At 72.6% G+C, this 18,468-nt stretch carries 14 protein-coding genes and 1 pseudogene; 14 read left to right on the top strand and 1 reads right to left on the bottom strand.

The annotated features are described in order from the left end of the window. From AB0O67_RS20485 to AB0O67_RS20425, 13 genes and pseudogenes are all read left to right on the top strand, one after another. A pseudogene (locus AB0O67_RS20485) lies at positions 1-398 on the top strand (sugar kinase); the annotation flags it as partial. 53 nt (positions 399-451) lie between these two features. Next, positions 452-1,801, top strand: a complete 1,350-nt coding sequence (locus AB0O67_RS20480) for an ABC transporter substrate-binding protein (RefSeq protein ID WP_365451957.1) — start codon at positions 452-454, stop codon at positions 1,799-1,801. A gap of 9 nt (positions 1,802-1,810) precedes the next feature. Next, complete coding sequence (locus tag AB0O67_RS20475) at positions 1,811-2,746, top strand: sugar ABC transporter permease (RefSeq protein ID WP_365451955.1); 936 nt, start codon at positions 1,811-1,813, stop codon at positions 2,744-2,746. Then, complete coding sequence (locus AB0O67_RS20470) at positions 2,746-3,621, top strand: carbohydrate ABC transporter permease (protein WP_365451953.1); 876 nt, start codon at positions 2,746-2,748, stop codon at positions 3,619-3,621. Before AB0O67_RS20475 ends, AB0O67_RS20470 begins: the two co-directional genes overlap by 1 nt. A gap of 8 nt (positions 3,622-3,629) precedes the next feature. Then, positions 3,630-4,898 (top strand): 6-phospho-beta-glucosidase, encoded by a 1,269-nt coding sequence (locus AB0O67_RS20465; protein WP_365451951.1) that lies wholly within the window; start codon positions 3,630-3,632, stop codon positions 4,896-4,898. Next, positions 4,889-5,863 (top strand): BadF/BadG/BcrA/BcrD ATPase family protein, encoded by a 975-nt coding sequence (locus tag AB0O67_RS20460; RefSeq protein WP_365451949.1) that lies wholly within the window; start codon positions 4,889-4,891, stop codon positions 5,861-5,863. Before AB0O67_RS20465 ends, AB0O67_RS20460 begins: the two co-directional genes overlap by 10 nt. Positions 5,864-6,047: 184 nt before the next feature. Further along, positions 6,048-7,499: a hypothetical protein gene (locus tag AB0O67_RS20455; protein WP_365451947.1), complete on the top strand. Its 1,452-nt coding sequence runs from the start codon at positions 6,048-6,050 to the stop codon at positions 7,497-7,499. A gap of 14 nt (positions 7,500-7,513) precedes the next feature. Next, the gene (locus AB0O67_RS20450) at positions 7,514-8,530 is read left to right on the top strand and encodes a glutamate ABC transporter substrate-binding protein (protein ID WP_365451945.1); all 1,017 of its coding nucleotides are present in this window, start codon (positions 7,514-7,516) and stop codon (positions 8,528-8,530) included. A gap of 49 nt (positions 8,531-8,579) precedes the next feature. Then, positions 8,580-9,923, top strand: coding sequence for a hypothetical protein (locus AB0O67_RS20445; protein ID WP_365451943.1), 1,344 nt, complete (start codon positions 8,580-8,582; stop codon positions 9,921-9,923). After that, positions 9,920-12,457, top strand: a complete 2,538-nt coding sequence (locus tag AB0O67_RS20440) for a tetratricopeptide repeat protein (protein WP_365451941.1) — start codon at positions 9,920-9,922, stop codon at positions 12,455-12,457. Before AB0O67_RS20445 ends, AB0O67_RS20440 begins: the two co-directional genes overlap by 4 nt. Then, complete coding sequence (locus tag AB0O67_RS20435; RefSeq protein WP_365451939.1) at positions 12,458-13,744, top strand: protein phosphatase 2C domain-containing protein; 1,287 nt, start codon at positions 12,458-12,460, stop codon at positions 13,742-13,744. A 107-nt stretch (positions 13,745-13,851) separates the two neighbouring features. Then, complete coding sequence (locus AB0O67_RS20430) at positions 13,852-15,198, top strand: VWA domain-containing protein (protein ID WP_365451937.1); 1,347 nt, start codon at positions 13,852-13,854, stop codon at positions 15,196-15,198. A gap of 83 nt (positions 15,199-15,281) precedes the next feature. Then, the gene (locus tag AB0O67_RS20425; RefSeq protein WP_365451935.1) at positions 15,282-16,943 is read left to right on the top strand and encodes an FHA domain-containing protein; all 1,662 of its coding nucleotides are present in this window, start codon (positions 15,282-15,284) and stop codon (positions 16,941-16,943) included. 22 nt (positions 16,944-16,965) lie between these two features. Here the strand turns inward: AB0O67_RS20425 and AB0O67_RS20420 are convergent, their stop codons facing one another. Further along, positions 16,966-17,952 (bottom strand): methyltransferase domain-containing protein, encoded by a 987-nt coding sequence (locus AB0O67_RS20420; RefSeq protein WP_365451933.1) that lies wholly within the window; start codon positions 17,950-17,952, stop codon positions 16,966-16,968. Between the two features lie 106 nt (positions 17,953-18,058). Here AB0O67_RS20420 and AB0O67_RS20415 point away from each other — a divergent pair, with 106 nt between their 5' ends. Next, entirely contained in the window at positions 18,059-18,463 is a 405-nt protein-coding gene (locus AB0O67_RS20415) for a globin (RefSeq protein ID WP_365451931.1), read from the top strand. The last annotated feature ends 5 nt before the right edge of the window (positions 18,464-18,468 follow it).

Raw genomic sequence — 18,468 nt, 5'->3', positions numbered from 1 at the left:
AATTGTCAGCGAAAATGTCATCGATCAAAAAATCAATCCTTCAGCTCCCCGGCCGCCGTACGGGCCCGGCGGACGACGGCGCCAAGGCCGTCGGCGCCGGCCCCCGAGCCGAGGGCGACCCCCACCGCCGCCTCCTGCACACCTACGCCACGCGCCTCGCCACCGGTCTGGCCTCGCTCGTCTCCGTCCTCGACCCCGAGCTCGTCGTCCTCAGCGGCACCTCGCTCACCTCCGGCGGCGAGACCCTGCGCGCCCTGGTGCAGGCCGAGCTGGCGGAGCTGGCGGCGGCCCGGCCCCGGCTCGTCCTCGGGGACGTACGCGACCATCCCGTCCTGCGCGGCGCCCTGGAGAGCGCCCTCGCCACCACCCGCGACGAGGTCTTCGACACCTCGCGCTGAGCAGCACCCCCGACCCAGCCCATTCCTCGTCCCTTGCCCTGGGAGGCTTCGCCATGCCCGGAAAGTCCCGAAAAGCGGCTACGCACGTCACCGTCTCCATAGCCCTCACCGCCGCCACCGCCCTCCTCGCGACCGCGTGTACCGGCCAGCCCTCCTCCGGAGCGGACGACGACCCCTCCCAGGCCACCACCCTCACCTTCTGGCACGCCTGGAGCGCCCCATCCGAGGTCGCGGCCGTGAAGGCGCTGATCGCCGGCTTCGAGAAGGCGCACCCCAACATCGACGTGAAGATCGTCGGCAACATGACCGACGACAAGATCAACCAGGCCCTTCGGGCGGGCGGCGGCAACGCCCCGGACGTGATCTCCTCGTTCACCACCAACAACGTCGGCAGGTTCTGCACCTCGGGCGCGCTGGTCGACCTCAACCCGTTCTTCGAGAAGTCGGACATCGACCCGGAGAAGACCTTCCCGAAGGCGATGAACGAGTACACCCAGTTCGAGGGCAACCGCTGTGCGGTCCCGCTGCTGGGTGACGCGTACGGGCTCTACTACAACAAGACCGCCTTCGAGAAGGCCGGCATCGCGGCCCCGCCGAAGACCTGGTCCGAGTTCGAGTCCGTGGCGAAGAAGCTGACCGTCCCGCAGGGCAACTCGTACAAGCAGCTCGGCTTCATGCCGAACTACCACGGCTGGGAGACCACCACCGAGCACTACCTCGGCCAGTTCTCCCCGACGTACTTCGACGGCGACGGCAAGTCCAACGTCGCCGAGGACCCCGCGTTCGAGGCCGGGTTCAGGCTGCAGAAGCAGCTCGTCGACGCCCTCGGCGGTTACCGGAAGCTGGAGACCTACCGCGCCACCCTCGGCGACGAATGGGGCCCGAAGCACCCCTTCCACACCGGCCAGGTCGCCATGCAGCTCGACGGCGAGTGGCGCCTGGGCATGGCCCTGGACGCCGAGCCCGGCTTCGAGATCGGCGTCGCCCCGCTGCCCGTGCCCGACGACCAGGCCGACCAGTACGGCAAGGGCTACATCACCGGCACCATCGCCGGAATCGCCGCCACCAGCAAGAAGCAGAACGCGGCCTGGGAGTTGGTGAAGTACATGACCACCGACACGGACGCGGTCGTGAACTTCTCCAACGCCATCCACAACGTGCCCTCCACGCTCGCCGCCCTGAAGTCGCCCAAGCTGAAGTACGACCCGCGCTTCAAGACGTTCCTGGAGATCGCCGCGAACCCGGACTCCACGACCACCCCGGCCTCCGTCAACGGCGGTGTGTACCTGACGACCCTCCAGCAGTTCGGCTACGACTACGAAAGCGGCAAGGCGACCGATCTGAAGGCGGGCCTGGAGAAGACCGCCCAGCAGATCGACACGGACATCGCCCAGGCGAAGTAGCGGCGCACCATGAGCACCCTGGCAGCCAAGCACCGCAGATCAGCACTGCGCACCGTGGCCTTTCTGTCCCCCTGGCTGATCGGCTTCTCGGTCTTCTTCGCCTATCCGCTGCTCTCGACGGTCTACTTCTCGTTCATGCGCTACGACGGCTTCCGGCCGCCGACCTGGAGCGGAACGCAGAACTGGACGTACGTCTTCGAGCACTACCCGCTCTTCTGGCCGGCCCTGCGCAACACCCTGTGGCTGGTGCTGGTCATGGTCACCCTCCGCGTCGTCTTCGGACTCGGCGTCGGCCTGCTCATCACGAGGATCAGGACCGGCACGGGCGTCTTCCGCACCCTGTTCTACCTGCCCTACCTCGCCCCGCCCGTGGCCGCCACCATGGCCTTCGCCTTCCTCCTCAACCCCGGCACCGGGCCGGTCAACTCGATCCTGGAGGGAGTCGGCATACCGGCCCCCGCCTGGTTCGCCGACCCCGCCTGGTCCAAGCCGGCGCTCACCCTGCTCGCCCTGTGGGGCATCGGCGACCTGATGGTCATCTTCATGGCCGCCCTGCTCGACGTGCCGAAGGACCAGTACGAGGCGGCGGAGCTGGACGGCGCGTCGGCGTGGCAACGGTTCCGGTTCGTGACGCTGCCGAACATCTCGCCGATCGTGATGTTCGCGGTGGTCACGGGCGTGATCCAGACCATGCAGTACTACACGCAGCCGCTGGTCGCCGGAAAGGTCGCGTCGGGCGTGATCCAGGGCGCCGGCACCCAGTTCGAGCCCGGCTACCCGGAGAAGTCGACGCTCACCCTCCCCCAGCTCGTCTACAACCTCGGCTTCCAGCGATTCGACTACGGAGCGGCGTGCGTGGTGGCCCTGGTCCTGTTCGCGCTGTCGATGGCGTTCACCGCACTGCTGATGCGGCGCCGGGGCGGTCTCATCCAGGCAGGTGACTGATGACCCAGGTACTCGACAAGCCGGTGGTGCTGAGCGCGCCCGTGGCACGGCGGCGGGCCCTCCTCGAATGGATCGCCGTCCACGCGCTCGGCGTCGCGGCCGCCCTGTTCTTCACACTCCCCTTCGTGTTCGTCCTGCTGACCTCGCTGATGAGCGACAGCCAGGCGCTGAGCCGCGATCTGCTCCCGGACACCTGGGAATGGGGCAACTACCAGCGGGTCCTCGACACACCGGGCTTCCTGACCTGGTGGCGCAACACCCTGCTCTACGCCGGTCTGGGCACCGCCTTGACCGTGGTGTCGTCGATCCCGGTGGCGTACGCCCTGGCCAAGTTCCGCTTCCGGGGCCGCCACCTGTCGCTGATGCTGGTCATCTCGATGATGATGCTGCCGCCCCAGGTCGTCGTCATCCCGATGTACCTGTTCTGGGCGAAGCAGCTGGATCTCTCCGGCACGCTGTGGCCGCTGCTGATCCCGATGGCGTTCGGGGACGCGTTCTCCATCTTCCTGTTGCGCCAGTTCCTCATGACGATCCCGAACGAGTACCTGGACGCGGCGCGGGTCGACGGCTGCGGGGAACTGAGGACGCTGCTGAGGGTCGTCCTGCCGATGGCGAAGCCGGGCGTGGCCGCCGTGGCCCTTTTCCAGTTCTTCTACGCGTGGAACGACTACTTCGGCCCGCAGATCTACGCCTCCGAGAACCCCGGCGCCTGGACGCTGTCGTACGGGCTGGAGTCGTTCAAGGGCGCGCACCACACCGACTGGAACCTCACCATGGCCGCGACCGTGCTGGTCATGGCCCCTGTGATCCTCGTGTTCTTCTTCGCCCAGAAGGCGTTCGTCGAGGGCGTCACGCTCACCGGAGTGAAGGGTTGACTGGACGTATGAAACTCACCGTGGTCGGCGGCGGTTCGACCTACACGCCCGAACTCGTGGACGGCTTCGCCCGTCTGAGGGACACCCTGCCCGTCGAGGAGCTGGTGCTCGTCGACCCGGCCGCGGATCGGCTGGAGCTGGTGGGCGGCCTGGCCCGGCGGATCCTCACCCGGCAGGGCCACAGCGGCCGGGTCGTGACGACCTCGGACCTGGACGCCGGTGTCGAGGGTGCCGACGCGGTGCTGCTCCAGCTGCGCGTCGGCGGGCAGGCGGCCCGGCAGCAGGACGAGACCTGGCCCCTGGAGTGCGGCTGCGTGGGCCAGGAGACCACCGGCGCGGGCGGCCTGGCGAAGGCGCTGCGCACGGTGCCGGTGGTGCTGGACATCGCCGAGCGGGTTCGGCGGACCAACCCGGACGCCTGGATCATCGACTTCACCAACCCGGTCGGCATCGTGACCCGCGCCCTGCTCCAGGCCGGGCACAAGGCGGTCGGGTTGTGCAACGTGGCGATCGGCCTGCAGCGTAAGTTCGCGGCGCTGCTCGGACTCGCCCCGGCCGACATCCACCTCGACCACGTGGGCCTGAACCACCTCACCTGGGAGACCGGCGTCCGCCTTGGCGGCTTCCGGGGCGACGACGTGCTGCCCAAGCTGCTCGCGGAGCACGGCGACTCGGTCGCCGCCGACCTGCGGCTGCCGCGGGACCTGCTGGACCGCCTGGGTGTGGTCCCGTCGTACTACCTGCGCTACTACTACGCGCACGACGAGGTCGTCCGGGAGCTGCGCACCAAACCCTCACGCGCCGAGGAAGTGGCGGCCATGGAAGGGGAGTTGCTGCGGATGTACGCCGATCCGGCACTCGACGAGAAGCCGGAGCTGCTGGCCAGGCGGGGCGGTGCCTTCTACTCGGAGGCGGCCGTTGACCTGGCGGCGGCGCTGCTGAGCGGCGCCGGGAGCCCGCACCAGGTGGTGAACACCTACAACCGGGGCACGCTGCCCTTCCTGCCGGACGACGCGGTGATCGAGGTGCAGGCGGCGGTGGGCGCGCACGGCGGCCCGGAGCCGCTGCCGGTCGCCGCGGTGGACCCGCTGTACGCGGGCCTGATGGCAAGCGTGACGGCGTACGAGGACCTGGCCCTGGAGGCGGCCCTGCGCGGCGGCCGGGAGCGGGTCTTCAGGGCGCTCCTCGCGCATCCCCTCATCGGCCAGTACGAGTACGCCGACACCCTCACCGACCAGCTGATCGCACACAACCGGGAGCATCTCGCGTGGGCCTGACCGCACGTGTCCTCGCCGTCGACGCGGGCAACAGCAAGACGGACGTCGCGGTGGTGGCGGCCGACGGGAGGGTGCTCGGCACCGCACGGGGCGGTGGCTTCCGGCCGCCGGCGGTGGGGGTCGAGGCGGCCACGGACGTGCTCGCCGAGGTGGTGGAGCGGGTGTTCGCCACGGCCGGCGTCAGCTCCGTCACGCACGTCTCCGCCTGCCTCGCCAACGCCGACTTCCCCGTGGAGGAGGAGCGGTTGGCCGACGCGCTGCACGCGCGCGCGTGGGGAGCCACCGTCGACGTCCGCAACGACACCTTCGCGATCCTGCGGGCCGGGGTGAGCGAACCGCGCGGCGTCGCCGTGGTCTGCGGGGCGGGCATCAACTGCGTGGGCATGCGGCCCGACGGGCGCACCGCGCGGTTCCCGGCGATCGGGCGGGTCTCCGGGGACTGGGGCGGGGGCTGGGGACTGGCCGAGGAGGCGCTGTTCCACGCGGCCCGCGCGGAGGACGGGCGCGGCGGCCCGACCGAGCTGGCACGGACCCTGCCCGCGCACTTCGGGCTCGACTCCATGTACGCGCTGATCGAGGCACTGCACCTGGAGCTCGTGCCGCCCGGCCGGCGGCACGAGCTGGCGCCGGTCCTCTTCGCCACGGCCGCCGACGGCGATCCGGTCGCCCGCGCCCTCGTCGACCGGCTCGCCGAGGAGGTCGTGAGCATGGCGACGGTCGCCCTGTCCCGGCTGGACCTGCTGCACGAGGAGACGCCGGTCCTGCTGGGGGGCAGTGTGCTGGCGGCCCGGCATCCCCAACTCGACGACGGGATCCGCGACCTGCTGGCGGCGCGGGCCCCGAAGGCGGTGCCCCAGGTGGTGACGGCGAGCCCGGTCCTGGGTGCGGCCCTGCTGGGCCTGGACCGGCTGGGGCTGGTGGCGGCCGGGGTGCGGGAGCGGGTGCGGGCCCACTTCGAGGGCTGAAGGGCGCGCGCGGGGGGCGCGCGGTGTCACCGGGGCCACGGGAACCGAACCGATTCCACCGGCGTATTCATGGGCAGGGGGTGCTGCGAGAATCGGGATCAACCAAGATCCACGCAAGGCCGGTGCGGATGCCGGTCCGGGCAGCGATACTTGCGGCGACGGATGACCACGGGGGAGGTCAGGAGTGACACAACCGCCCAGGAGCAGCGCGGCGCCACCGGCACCGGGCGTGCCCACTCCGCCCACGGTGCCACCTCAGCAACCCTCCCTCGCACGCCCCGCCCCCGGACCGGCACCCGGCGCGCTCGCCCCGCCCCGCCGTACGGCGTTCGCGGAGGGCGTGGACCAGCTGCGCGCCGCCGCGACCACCGAGCCGGGCCGGCTGCGCATCATCGGCGCGGTCCTCGCCCTGCTGGTGGTCGCCTTCGGCGCCGTGTCGGCCTGGCAGGCGAACGACCGTGCTGCCGCCGCCGACGACGTGCTGAACAACAGCCAGCCGCTCAGCTCCGCCGCCGCCGACATCTACCGCTCCCTCGCCGACGCCAACACGGCCGCCTCCAGCGGCTTCCTGGCCGGCGGCCAGGAGACGAAGGCGTCCCGCGAACGCTACGAGAAGGACATCCGCACGGCGGCCGAGAAGCTCGTCCTGGCCGCCAGCAACTCCGAACAGAACTCCCGTTCGGCTCGGACGATCGCGAAGCTCAACCGGCTCCTGCCGGAGTACAAGGGCCTCATCGAGCGCGCCCGCGCCAACAACCGCCAGGGCTATCCGCTCGGCGGCGCCTACCTGCGGTACGCCAACGACACGATGCAGACCGAGATGCTCCCCGCGGCCGAGGACCTCTACACGACGGAGAACGAGCGGCTGCGCGGCGACTACGCGCACGCGACGCCCTACCCCTGGGCGGCGATCGTGCTCGGGCTCCTCGCCCTGGCCTCCCTCGCCTGGGCGCAGCACCGCTCGTACGCCCGGACGAACCGGGTCCTGAACCACGGCCTGGTCGCCGCCACGGCCGCCACGACGGTGGTGCTGCTGTGGCTGCTCGTCGGCCACAGCGTGGCCCGAGCCGGCCTGAACGACTCCTACGACCACGGCGTCCGCTCCCTGAACGTCCTGCACGACGCCCGCATCGCCTCCCTGAAGGCCCGGGGCAACGAGAACCTCACACTGGTCAGCCGGGGCGCGGAGACGGTCGAGGTGGGCGGCGAGTTCAAGGACAAGTTCGACGTGGCCTTCCAGGCGTCGATGAAGGACCTCGCCGCCGGTCTCGCCGCCGCGAAGACCCTCGCCGACGACCAGGCGGGCGAGCAGCCCGTGCGGACCGCCGCGGGCAGCATGGACATCTGGCAGGAGCGGCACCAGCAGGCCCGCGACGCCGACGACGCGGGTGACTACCAGGCGGCGCTCAGCAAGATCATCGGCGCGAAGGGCGACGAACCGACCGGCGAGTGCTTCGACAGCGTCGACCGCAGCCTGGAAACTGCCCTGAAGCACGAGAAGCTGGAGTTCGAACAGGCCGCGGGCGCCGGCCGGAACGCCATGACCGGTCTGCCGGCCGGCGCGGCCCTGCTCGCGGTGCTGGGCGCGGCGGGCGCCTTGCTGGGCATCGGCCGCAGGCTTTCGGAGTACCGGTGAAAGGGGGCGTGACGATGCATGCACGACGTTTGCGGGCCAGCCTGAAGGGCTGGGGCGGCGTGGGCGCCATGGCGGTCGTCTGCGCCCTCGCGGTGGTCTTCGTGCTGCTGCTGCCGCACACGCACCCGGGCGGCGACGGCAGCACGGGCGTCGGCGGCTCCGGCGTGGCCGACGGCCGGCAGGCGAAGGCCGAGACGTGCGAGAACCCCCAGGACCAAAGCCTTGCCCCGTCGAGCGCGGAGGGTGACACGATCGCGGCCGTCAAGCAGCGCGGCTATGTCTCGGTCGGCGTGGACCAGAACAGCTACCGCTGGGGCTACCGCGACCCCAACTCCGCCGAGCGGGACGTCGAGTTGGAGGGCTTCGACATCGATCTGGCCCGCCGGATCGCACAGGAGCTGCTCGGCGCCCCGGACCGCATCCGGTTCAAGGCCATCCCCACCAACCAGCGCATCCCCGCGATCCAGAGCGGCCAGGTCGACATGGTGGTGCGCACCATGACCATCACCTGCTCCCGACTGGAGGACGTCGCCTTCTCCGCGCCGTACTTCCTCACCGGCCAGCAGGTCCTCGCACCCAACTCCTCGACGATCAAGGGCTACGACGACACACTCGCCGGCAAGCGGATCTGCTCGGCGGCTGGTTCGACGGCGTACGACAACCTGGCGGCGGACCGGAAGTCCGGCAAGCTGCCCGCCTCCGCCGACATCTCCACCACCGTGCCCAACCAGCTCGACTGCCTGGTCCGCCTCCAACTCGGCGAGGTGGACGCGGTGGTGACGGACGGCGCGCTCGCCGCCAGCCAGGCCGCGCAGGATCCGACGGTGGAGCTGAAGGGCGACCGGTTCACCACGGAGTACTACGGCGTGGCGATGAAGAAGGACGCCGACGATCTGGTACGCCGGGTCAACCGCATACTGGCCGACTACCGCACGGACGGCGGCTGGAAGGCCTCGTACGACAAGTGGCTGTCCCCGACGCTGGGTAGGGACTCCGAGTCGGCGACCCCGCCGACGCCGCGCTACAGGTGACCGGCAGGCAGCGAACCGACAGCACAGACCAGCAGACGAGAGGTGATCGATGGGCGTCACGGGAGCCTCCGGTCCGGTGATGGACCGGGACGAGGTGGACCGTGCGCTGGCGCGGCTCGGCGCGGAGCACGAGGCGATCGAGACCTCGCTGTTCGCCCTCCAGGACCACGCGGGCCGCCGGCTCCTCGAAGGCGCCGAGCTCACCGGCACGACCAAGGAGCGCTGGGCGGCGACGGAGGCGTCGATCTCCCTGCTGTGGGCGTACTTCGACGCGTACAGCGACGCGCTGCGCTCCGCCCGTGACATCCGCGCCCGGCGCCGCTGGTCCAGCCGCGAGGACCTGGTGGACCTGACCGACCTGCTGCGCGGCGAGTCCGTCACGGTCGCCGGCGGCGCCGCCGCGACGGCGAACGCGCCGACGCTGCACGGCGCGGGCAAGCTCAGCGAGAGGTTCACGCTGGTCACGCTCGTGGACCGGATGAACGAGCTGTACGCCAGGTCGCTGGACGTGGTCGTGGCCTCCGACGCGGTCTGGTCGGCGCTGCCCGCCCGGATCGATTTACTCGCCGCCGAACTCCAGCGCACCCGCAAGCTGGCGCACTCCGTCGGCGTACGCCCCGGCGAGCACCCCGCCGGGGACGACCTGGAGCGCATCACCCGCACCCTGACCCGGCTGCGCGAGCAGGTGGTCTCCGACCCGCTCGCGTACTGGCAGCGCGCCGAGGGCAGTTCGGCACCCGGCGGCGGCAGACCGGACACCACGGTGTACGACCGGGAGGCGCGCGCCCTGGAGGAGGTGCGCCGGGAGATCGACGCCGTGCTCGCCGTCCGCAAGGACGCCGAGCAGCGGCTGGTGCGGCTGCGCGACGTGCTCTCGCGCGCGGACCGCACCCTCGCCGAGGCGCGCATCGCGCGCGGGGAGGTGCTCGCGAAGATCGCCGCCACGGAGGTGCCGGTGGTCAGCGGGCCGCCGACCGCGTTGCAGGAGCAGCTGGCGACGGCCGCCGAGTACCGCAGGCACGCCCAGTGGCACCGCCTGTCCCCGCTCCTGGAGTCCCTTGAGCAGAAGGCGGAGGACGAACTGCTGCGGGCCCGCGAGTCGCTGACCGCGGTCACCGCGCCGCTCGCCGTCCGCGCCGAGCTGCGCGGCCGGCTCGACGCGTACAAGGCGAAGATCGCCCGGCACGGACTGGCGGAGGACCCGCTGCTGATGGAGCGCTACGACGCGGCGCGCCGCATGCTGTGGAGCGCGCCCTGCGATCTGCGGGTCGCCGAGCAGGCCGTGCTGCGCTTCCAGCACGCGGCGGCCGAAGTGCTCGGCACCGCGCCCCGGGTGCCTCAGCAGAGCGGTCCGCCGGAGTTCCAGGACCGCAGGGGGGAGCCGTCCTCATGAGTCAGGCACAGCGGAGCTGCCAGCGTCCGGGCTGCGAGGGCGCCTACGAGGACGTCGGCGGCGGCGAGCTCTACTGCGACACCTGCGGCCTGGCGCCGGTGGTGTCCGCGAACGGCATGGTCGGCTCCCCGCCGACCGGCGTCACAGGCGGCGGCAGGGGCTCGGCGGCGAGCGTCGGTTCCCGCTCCACCTCCCGCGGCAGTTCCCGTACGTCGTCGCAGTCCTCGAAGTCTCGCCGCTCGGTGTCGGGGCGGCTCTCCCGGGCGCTGTCGGGCCGCTCCTCGAACCGCTCGGTGTCGGTGCGCAGCTCCGGCTCCACGTCCGGTTCCTCGACCCGGGGGCGGCTGGGCGCGGGCCTGGTGCAGGTGCCGCAGGTGCCGCGGCCCGACCCGCGCTCGATGGTCCTGGAGAACCCGGAGGTCCCCGAGCGCAAGCGGTTCTGCTCGCGCTCGGACTGCGGGGCACCGGTGGGCCGCGCCCGCGGTGACCGCTCCGGGCGCACGGAGGGCTTCTGCACCAAGTGCGGCAACCCGTACTCGTTCGTGCCGAAGCTGACGTCCGGTGACATCGTGCACGGCCAGTACGAGGTGGCGGGGTGCCTCGCGCACGGCGGGCTGGGCTGGGTCTACCTCGCCGTCGACCGAGCGGTCTCGGACCGGTGGGTGGTGCTCAAGGGCCTGCTGGACACCGGGGACCAGGACGCGATGGCCGCCGCGATCTCCGAGCGGCGCTTCCTCGCGGAGATCGAGCACGCCAACATCGTGCGGATCTACAACTTCGTCGAGCACCTCGACCAGCGCACGGGCTCCCTCGACGGGTACATCGTCATGGAGTACGTCGGCGGCAAGTCCCTCAAGGAGATCGCCAACGCCCGCCGTACGCCCTCAGGACGGCGCGACCCGCTGCCGGTGGAGCAGGCGTGCGCGTACGGGATCGAGGCGCTGGAGGCCCTCGACCACCTGCACAGCCGCAACCTGCTCTACTGCGACTTCAAGGTCGACAACGCCATCCAGACCGAGGACCAGCTCAAGTTGATCGACATGGGCGCCGTGCGCCGCATGGACGACGACGAGTCGGCGATCTACGGCACGGTGGGCTACCAGGCGCCGGAGGTCGCGGAGGCCGGCCCGTCGGTGGCCTCCGACCTCTACACGGTGGGCCGCACGCTCGCCGTCCTGACCTTCGACTTCCAGGGCTACACGAACGTCTTCGCCGACTCCCTGCCCGACCCCGACAACATCGAGGTCTTCCGGCAGTACGAGTCGTTCTACCGGCTTCTGGTCCGCGCCACCGACCCCGACCCGGCCCGCCGGTTCGCCTCCGCACAGGAGATGTCGGAGCAGCTGACCGGCGTGCTGCGGGAGGTCGTGTCCCTGCAGACGGGCCGGGCGCGGCCCGCGCTGTCGACGCTGTTCGGGCCGGAACTGCGGGTGACGGACACGGAGTTGTTCCCCCGGCTGGCGGGCGACGTGTCACGGCTGGGGGCACGCGTGGTGCCCGCGCGCCGGGCCGCGCCCGGTACGGCGACCGGCGACGGGGCGCCGCTCCCGTCCGGTGGCGCCCTGCACGCCCTCACCGGCGGAGCCGGCCTCGTCAAGCCCGTAGGCACCGGTCCCGCCGCCCTCGCCCTGGCCGTGCCCCGCGTCGACCCCGCCGACCCGAACGCCGGATTCCTGGCCGGGCTCATGGCCACCGCGCCGGCCGAGCTGCTCAGCGCGCTCGCCGCCGCGCCCGCGCCCTCGGTGGAGGCCCGGCTGCGACAGATCCGGGCGTGGCTGGAGAACGACGACTCCGCGGCCGCGCTGGACGCCCTGCGCGCGCTGGAGGAGGAGCGCCCCGACGACTGGCGGGTCGTCTGGTACCGCGGGGTGGCCGCGCTGGCCACCGGCGACCACGAGGGCGCCGCCCTCGCCTTCGACGCGATCTACGACGCCTTCCCCGGTGAGACGGCCCCCAAGCTGGCCCTCGGCCTGTGCGCCGAGGTGCTCGGCCAGCTGGACAACGCCGCCGAGTACTACCGCCTGGTGTGGGCGACCGACCCGAGCTTCGTGAGCGCCGCGTTCGGTCTGGCCCGCGTCCAGCTCGCCACCGGCGACCGGAGCGGCGCCGTGCGTACCCTGGAGTCGGTGCCGGAGTCGTCCATCCACTACACGGCCGCCCGGGTGGCCGCGGTGCGGGCCCGGCTCCGGCAGCGTACGGCCGCCGCCGGCGACGTACCCTTCCTGGAGGATCTGACCGCCGCCGCCGGGCAGGTCGAGGCACTGGACTCGTACGGTCTGGACCCGACCCGGCGGGAGCAGTTGGCCACGGAAGTGCTCGGCAGTGCCCTGGACTGGATACTCTCCGGGGGCCAGGGTTCCGTTCCTCCCACCGCCGGGGGACGGACGCTGCTCGGCAGCGGCCTGGACGAACGCGGGCTGCGTTTCGGCCTGGAGCGTTCGTACCGCACGCTGGCCCGCCTGGCGCGGGGCGGCGAGGAGAGGATCGACCTGGTGGAACGTGCCAACCGTTACCGCCCCCGGACATGGGTGTAGTTGATGTCGCAGATGCCCCAGCTGTCCGCCTGCCCGAGCTGCGAGGAACCGCTCGAGTCGGGTGACCGTTTCTGCGGTGCGTGCGGATACGACCTGTCCGCCGTGCCGCCACGGCCGGACGACAGCCCGACCCTCGCCATGAACGGCTCGGGGGCCGCACAGGCCGACCCGGGCGGCTCCGGCACGCCCCCCGCGGCGCAGCCGCCGGCGGACCTGCCTGGCACGGACCCGGGCGGCGCCCCCCTGCCCCCGGCCGCCCCCGGCCACTCCGCGACGGGCGTGCGCTTCGACGGGGGCCCGGAGCCCGAGGAGTACCCCCTCCAGGCCCCGGACCCGCGCGTCACCGCCGACCTCGCCGCACCCGCCGACCCCCCGACGGTGTGCGTGGCCTGCCGCGCGGGCCGTGTCGACCACGACGGCTACTGCGAGAACTGCGGCCACGCCCAGCCACGCGAACGCGACCACATGGAGCAGGAGTCCGGCCCGATGGCCGCGGTCAGCGACCGCGGCCTGCGCCACCACCGCAACGAGGACGCCTTCGGCATCGGCCGCACCGCCCTGCCCGACGGCTCCGAGGCGCTGGTCGCCATCGTGTGCGACGGCGTGTCCTCGGCGACCCGCCCGGACGACGCCTCCCTGGCCGCCTCCCGCGCGGCCAGCGCTTCGCTGCTGGCGGCCCTGCCGCTCGGCACGCACCCGCAGCAGGCCATGCACGACGCGATCGTCGCCGCCTCGCACGCGGTCGACGCGCTGGCCCGGGAACCCGCCACGGCCCGCGAGCACCAGCCGCACCAGAACGCCCCCGCCTGCACCCTGGTCGGCGCGGTCGTGACCGCCGGTCTGCTGGTGGTCGGCTGGGTCGGCGACAGCCGCGTCTACTGGGTGCCGGTGGACCGCGGCGCCCCGGCCGCCCGCCTCACCGAGGACGACTCCTGGGCCGCGCAGATGGTCGCCGCGGGCCTGATGAGCGAGGCCGAGGCGTACGCCGACGAGCGCGCCCACGCCATCACCGGCTGGCTCGGCGCGGACGCCTACGAACTCGAGCCGCACACGGCCTCCTTCAAGCCGGACCGCCCAGGCGTGGTGGTCGTGTGCACGGACGGCCTGTGGAACTACGCGGAGGCGGCCGAGGAGATGGCCGGCGTCCTCCCGGCCGACGCTGCCGTACGCCCGCTGCACGGCGCGCGGGTCCTCGTCGGGCACGCCCTGGACGGCGGGGGCCACGACAACGTAACAGTGGCCGTCGTGCCGTTCCCGGCCCCGTCGCAGGGGGCAGGATCGGCCTGAGGCCGCGCGCGGAGGCCTGGGAAGGCTGGGCGGACCGGAGGGGACCGGTCCGCAATTCCGTCGTCGCCCCACCTCCCGTGGGGCGTTCAAGGGGGATTTGAGAACGTATGGCCAATTTCTCGAAATCGAACGTGCCGCAGTTCTCGGTGGACGTGTACCAGAACGAGTACCTCCCGGAGGGCGGCCGGGAGGTCAACGCGATCGTCACGGTGACCGCGACCGGCGGCGGCACCGTCGGGAGCGCCGTGGCGGCGCCTCACCTCTACTCGCCGGGGCAGGGCCCGTCCGCGGCCGTGGCGATCATGGTCGACTGCTCGGGCTCGATGGACTACCCGCCGACCAAGATGCGCAACGCGCGGGACGCCACGGCCGCCGCGATCGACACCCTGCGCGACGGTGTGCACTTCGCGGTGATCGGCGGCACGCACGTCGCCAAGGAGGTCTATCCGGGCGGCGGGCGGCTCGCCGTCGCCGACGCCACCACCCGCGACCAGGCCAAGCAGGCCCTGCGCAGGCTCACCGCCGGCGGGGGCACGGCGATCGGGACCTGGCTACGGCTCGCCGACCGCCTGCTCTCCTCGGCGGACGTCGCGATCCGGCACGGCATCGTGCTCACCGACGGCCGCAACGAGCACGAGTCGCCGCAGGACCTCAGGGCCTCGCTGGAGGCCGTCGCCGGGCGTTTCACCTGCGACGCACGGGGCGTGGGCACCGACTGGGAAGTGAAAGAAGTCACAGGCATCGCCTCCGCCCTGCTCGGCACCGCCGACATCGTCGCCGATCCGGCGGGCCTCGCCGCAGACTTCACGCGGATGATGGAGACGGCGATGGGCAAGGAGGTCGCGGACGTCGCCCTGCGGCTGTGGACCCCGGTCGGCACGATGATCAAGTTCGTCAAGCAAGTCGCCCCCGCCGTCGAGGACTTGACCGGCCGTCGCACCGAGGCGGGCCCGCGTGCCGGGGACTACCCCACCGGTTCCTGGGGCGACGAGTCCCGTGACTACCACGTCTGCGTCGAGGTCCCGGCCGCACACCTCGGCCAGGAGATGCTCGCCGCCCGCCTCTCGCTGGTGATTCCGCACCCCGACGGCACCGCCCAGAACCTGGGCGCCCAGGGCCTGGTACGGGCCGTGTGGACCGACGACATGGTCGCCTCGACGTCGATCAACCCTCAGGTCGCCCACTACACCGGCCAGGCCGAACTGGCACAGGTCATCCAACAGGGGCTGGATCTGCGCAAATCGGGAGACATTGATGGCGCAACGGCCAAACTGGGCCGCGCCGTTCAGCTCGCCGGGGCCTCCGGGAACGCCGATACCGCGAAACTCCTTGCGAAGGTGGTGGACGTGGTCGACGCGGCGACAGGTACTGTGCGACTGAAGGCAAAGGTCGCGGAGGCCGACGAGATGACGCTCGAAACTCGGTCGACAAAGACTGTTCGTGTAAAGAAGTGACCTGAAACAAAGCGAGCCCGACCCCCCGGGGTTGGAGAAATCCGGTCGAAAACGGCCGGAACAGGAGAGGGGGAAGCGCCGACATGCCGACCTGCCCGAACGGACACCAGTCGGGTTCCGACGACTGGTGCGAGGTCTGCGGTCACCGCATGGCGGGTGCCGTGCCTCCGCCCCCTCCGCCGCCGCCCCCGGGTGGTGGCTACGGCTTCCCGCCGCCGCCCGGCGGCCCCGGCCCGTCGGGCGGGCCGAACGCCGGCCGGCCCGGCGCGCCCTCCGAGCTGTGCCCGCAGTGCCGCACGCCCCGCGAGGGCGGTGCGCCGTTCTGCGAGGAGTGCCGGTGGAACTTCCTGACCAACACCGCGACCTCGTACACCCCGGCGGCGCCGCGCCCGTCGGCCCCGCAGTTCCAGCGGCCGTCCGGTCCGCCGCCGTCGTTCGGGGGCGGTGACTCGTACGAGTACCAGAGCTCGCGTCCGTCGCAGATGAACCGCCCGGCCGAGCCGATCCCGCCGGGACCGCCGTTCGGCGCCGAGCCCGGGGGACCCACGGGGGCTTCCGGGCCTGGTGGGTTCGGCTCGGAGCGGCCTGGTCCTTCGGGCCCGCCCGGATTCGGCGGCGAGCGGCCCGGTGGCCCGGGTCCTTCCGGCCCGCCGGCATTCGGCGAGCAGCCCGGCGGCCCCGGCCCCTCCGGCCCTTCGGCATTCGGCGAGCGCCCCGGCGGCCCCGGTCCTTCCGGTCCGTCGGCCTTCGGCGAGCGCCCTGGCGGGCCTGGTCCCTCCGGCCCTTCGGCATTCGGCGAGCGCCCCGGGGGCCGTGGTCCTTCCGGCCCGCCGGCCTTCGGCGAGCAGCCCGGCGGCCGTGGTCCTTCCGGCCCGCCGGCATTCGGCGAACGCCCCGGCGGGCCTGGTCCCTCCGGTCCGCCTGCGTTCGGCGAGCAGCCCGGCGGCCCCGGCCCCTCGGGATTCGGTGAGCGCCCCGGCCCTCCCGGCTTCGGTGGCGACCCGTCGCGGGCGGTTCCGCCGCCGCCCGGTCCGACGCCGAACGGTCCCGGCGGTCCCGGTGGCCCGGGTGGTCCCGGCGGTCCGGGTACGCATCCGGGCGCACCGCAGGCCTTCCACCGGTCCGGCCCGCCCGCCCCGCCCGCGTACCCGCAGGAGACGGGCCGGCCGCAGCAGGGTGGCCCGTCCTTCGGCGGCGGTGACGACGACTGGGTGCTCTCCCCGCCGTCCACCGGCCCCGGTGGTCCGGGTCAGCCCGGTGGCCCCGGTCAGCAGGGCGGCTACGGCTACCCGCACCCCGGTGCCCAGTCCGCGCCCCCGCCCGGCCCCCCGCAGCGGCCCGCGACCTGGACGGCGACCATCGGCCCGGACCGTGAGTACTTCATGGCGATGATGCACCGCTCCGGCCCCGAGGCGGCGGGCCTGAACCTGCCCGCGTACTCCCCGGAGCAGCAGCGCACGCTCACCGGCAACCAGGTCACCATCGGGCGCCGCCGGCACTCCACCGGCGACACCCCCGACATCGATCTGGCGGTGCCGCCGGAGGACCCGGGCGTCTCGCACCAGCACGCCGTGCTGGTGCAGCAGCCGGACGGCAGCTGGGCGGTCGTCGACCAGAACTCGACGAACGGCACGACGGTGAACGGCTCGGAGGACCCGATCCAGCCCTTCGTGCCGGTGCAGCTCCAGGACGGCGACCGCGTGCACGTGGGCGCCTGGACGACGATCACGATCCGCCGCGGCTGAGTCAGCCGGGCGGGACGGCGGTTCAGGCCGGGAGGGGCCAGACGTACGGCCCCTCCGGCTCGTCCAGCCACGCCCACTCGCGTCCGCCGCCGACGGTGATGCCGTACCGCTCCCGACCGGGCCGCCCCTCGCGCTCCCACAGCGCGTACGCGTCCCGCGGATCGAGGCTCCCCCGGGTGAGGGCGAGCAGGAACCGGAACAGTTCGTGCTCCCGTCCCCGGCGCGGCACCGCCCCGGGCGGCGCCGGCTCCTGCTCGGGCCGACCGGCGCCGCGCAGCGGGACGAAGAACGCGGGCGTCTTCAGGAAGTGCCCCTCGGCGTACCCGGCGTCGCGCACGGTCAGCACGATCAGGCCGGTGGCGAGCGGTGTCAGGATCCGGCCGCCGGGACGGCACTGGGCGAGCCAGGCGGGCGGGACCGACGCCAGGGTGCAGGTCGCGATGATCCGGTCGAAGGGGGCGCGCTCGGGTACCCCGCGCGCCCCGTCACCGGTGACGACCACCGGGCGGTACCCGGCGGCGTCCAGATGCCGGCGGGCCGACTCGGTGATCTCCGGCTCCAGATCGACGCTGGTGACGAGGTCGCCGGCGCCGAGCCGGTGCGCGAGCAGCGCCGCGTTGTAGCCGGTGCCCGCGCCGATCTCCAGCACCCGGTCGCCGTCCGCCACCCGCAGCTCGGTCAGCATCAGCGCCATCAGCGAGGGCTGGCTGCTGGACGAGAGCAGCTCCCCGTCCCGCATCCGGGTCGCCAGCGGGGTGTCCTCGTAGGCGCCGCGCATCCAGCGTTCCCGGGCCTGCGGGTCGGGGCTCTCGCCCCAGCGCCGCGCGTAGCCGCCCCGGACGCCCACGTAGTAGTACGGCACGAAGAGGTGCCGGGGGACCGCCGCGAAGGCGTCCCGCCACACCGGGTCCGCGGCCCACGCCCCGCTCGCGTCGATCTCCCGCACCAGCGCGGCCCGTGCCGCGGCGGCGACGGCCTCCAGGTCCTTGTCCAGTGCGTGCGCGCCCATGTGTCCACTGTGCTGCGGTTCACAGTGCGAGGCGAGTACCCGGGCCCGGCGGGTGGCTGGTCCTAAGCCTCAAGTCCTCGTCCCCCGCGTCTGAGACGATGGACGGGTGAATGAGATTCGGCGCGGCACGCTTCAGGAGCAGACCTTCTACGAGCAGGTCGGCGGGGAGGAGACCTTCCGCCGCCTGGTCCACCGTTTCTACGAGGGAGTCGCCCAGGACCCGACCCTGCGGCCGATGTACCCCGAGGAGGACCTCGGCCCCGCCGAGGAGCGCTTCACGCTGTTCCTGATCCAGTACTGGGGCGGCCCGACGACGTACAGCGAGAACCGGGGCCACCCCCGCCTGCGCATGCGTCACGCCCCCTTCGCCGTCGACCGGGCCGCGCACGACGCGTGGCTGAAGCACATGCGGGACGCCGTCGACGAGCTGGGCCTGTCCGAGGAACACGAACACACGCTGTGGAAGTACCTCACGTACGCGGCGGCCTCGATGGTGAACACGGAGGGCTGAGACGG

This window comes from Streptomyces sp. NPDC086077, from assembly GCF_040686175.1.
Lineage (GTDB): Bacteria > Actinomycetota > Actinomycetes > Streptomycetales > Streptomycetaceae > Streptomyces.
This window is presented reverse-complemented; position numbering and strand designations above follow the sequence as displayed.

What these genes read in the sequence shown, in the direction of transcription:
- AB0O67_RS20440 (WP_365451941.1), top strand. Translation starts at nt 9,920, where the DNA reads ATGAGTCAGGCACAGCGGAGCTGCCAGCGTCCGGGCTGCGAGGGCGCC.
- AB0O67_RS20480 (WP_365451957.1), top strand. Translation starts at nt 452, where the DNA reads ATGCCCGGAAAGTCCCGAAAAGCGGCTACGCACGTCACCGTCTCCATA.
- AB0O67_RS20450 (WP_365451945.1), top strand. Translation starts at nt 7,514, where the DNA reads ATGCATGCACGACGTTTGCGGGCCAGCCTGAAGGGCTGGGGCGGCGTG.
- AB0O67_RS20470 (WP_365451953.1), top strand. Translation starts at nt 2,746, where the DNA reads ATGACCCAGGTACTCGACAAGCCGGTGGTGCTGAGCGCGCCCGTGGCA.
- AB0O67_RS20465 (WP_365451951.1), top strand. Translation starts at nt 3,630, where the DNA reads ATGAAACTCACCGTGGTCGGCGGCGGTTCGACCTACACGCCCGAACTC.
- AB0O67_RS20425 (WP_365451935.1), top strand. Translation starts at nt 15,282, where the DNA reads ATGCCGACCTGCCCGAACGGACACCAGTCGGGTTCCGACGACTGGTGC.
- AB0O67_RS20475 (WP_365451955.1), top strand. Translation starts at nt 1,811, where the DNA reads ATGAGCACCCTGGCAGCCAAGCACCGCAGATCAGCACTGCGCACCGTG.
- AB0O67_RS20445 (WP_365451943.1), top strand. Translation starts at nt 8,580, where the DNA reads ATGGGCGTCACGGGAGCCTCCGGTCCGGTGATGGACCGGGACGAGGTG.
- AB0O67_RS20420 (WP_365451933.1), bottom strand. Translation starts at nt 17,952, where the DNA reads ATGGGCGCGCACGCACTGGACAAGGACCTGGAGGCCGTCGCCGCCGCG.
- AB0O67_RS20430 (WP_365451937.1), top strand. Translation starts at nt 13,852, where the DNA reads ATGGCCAATTTCTCGAAATCGAACGTGCCGCAGTTCTCGGTGGACGTG.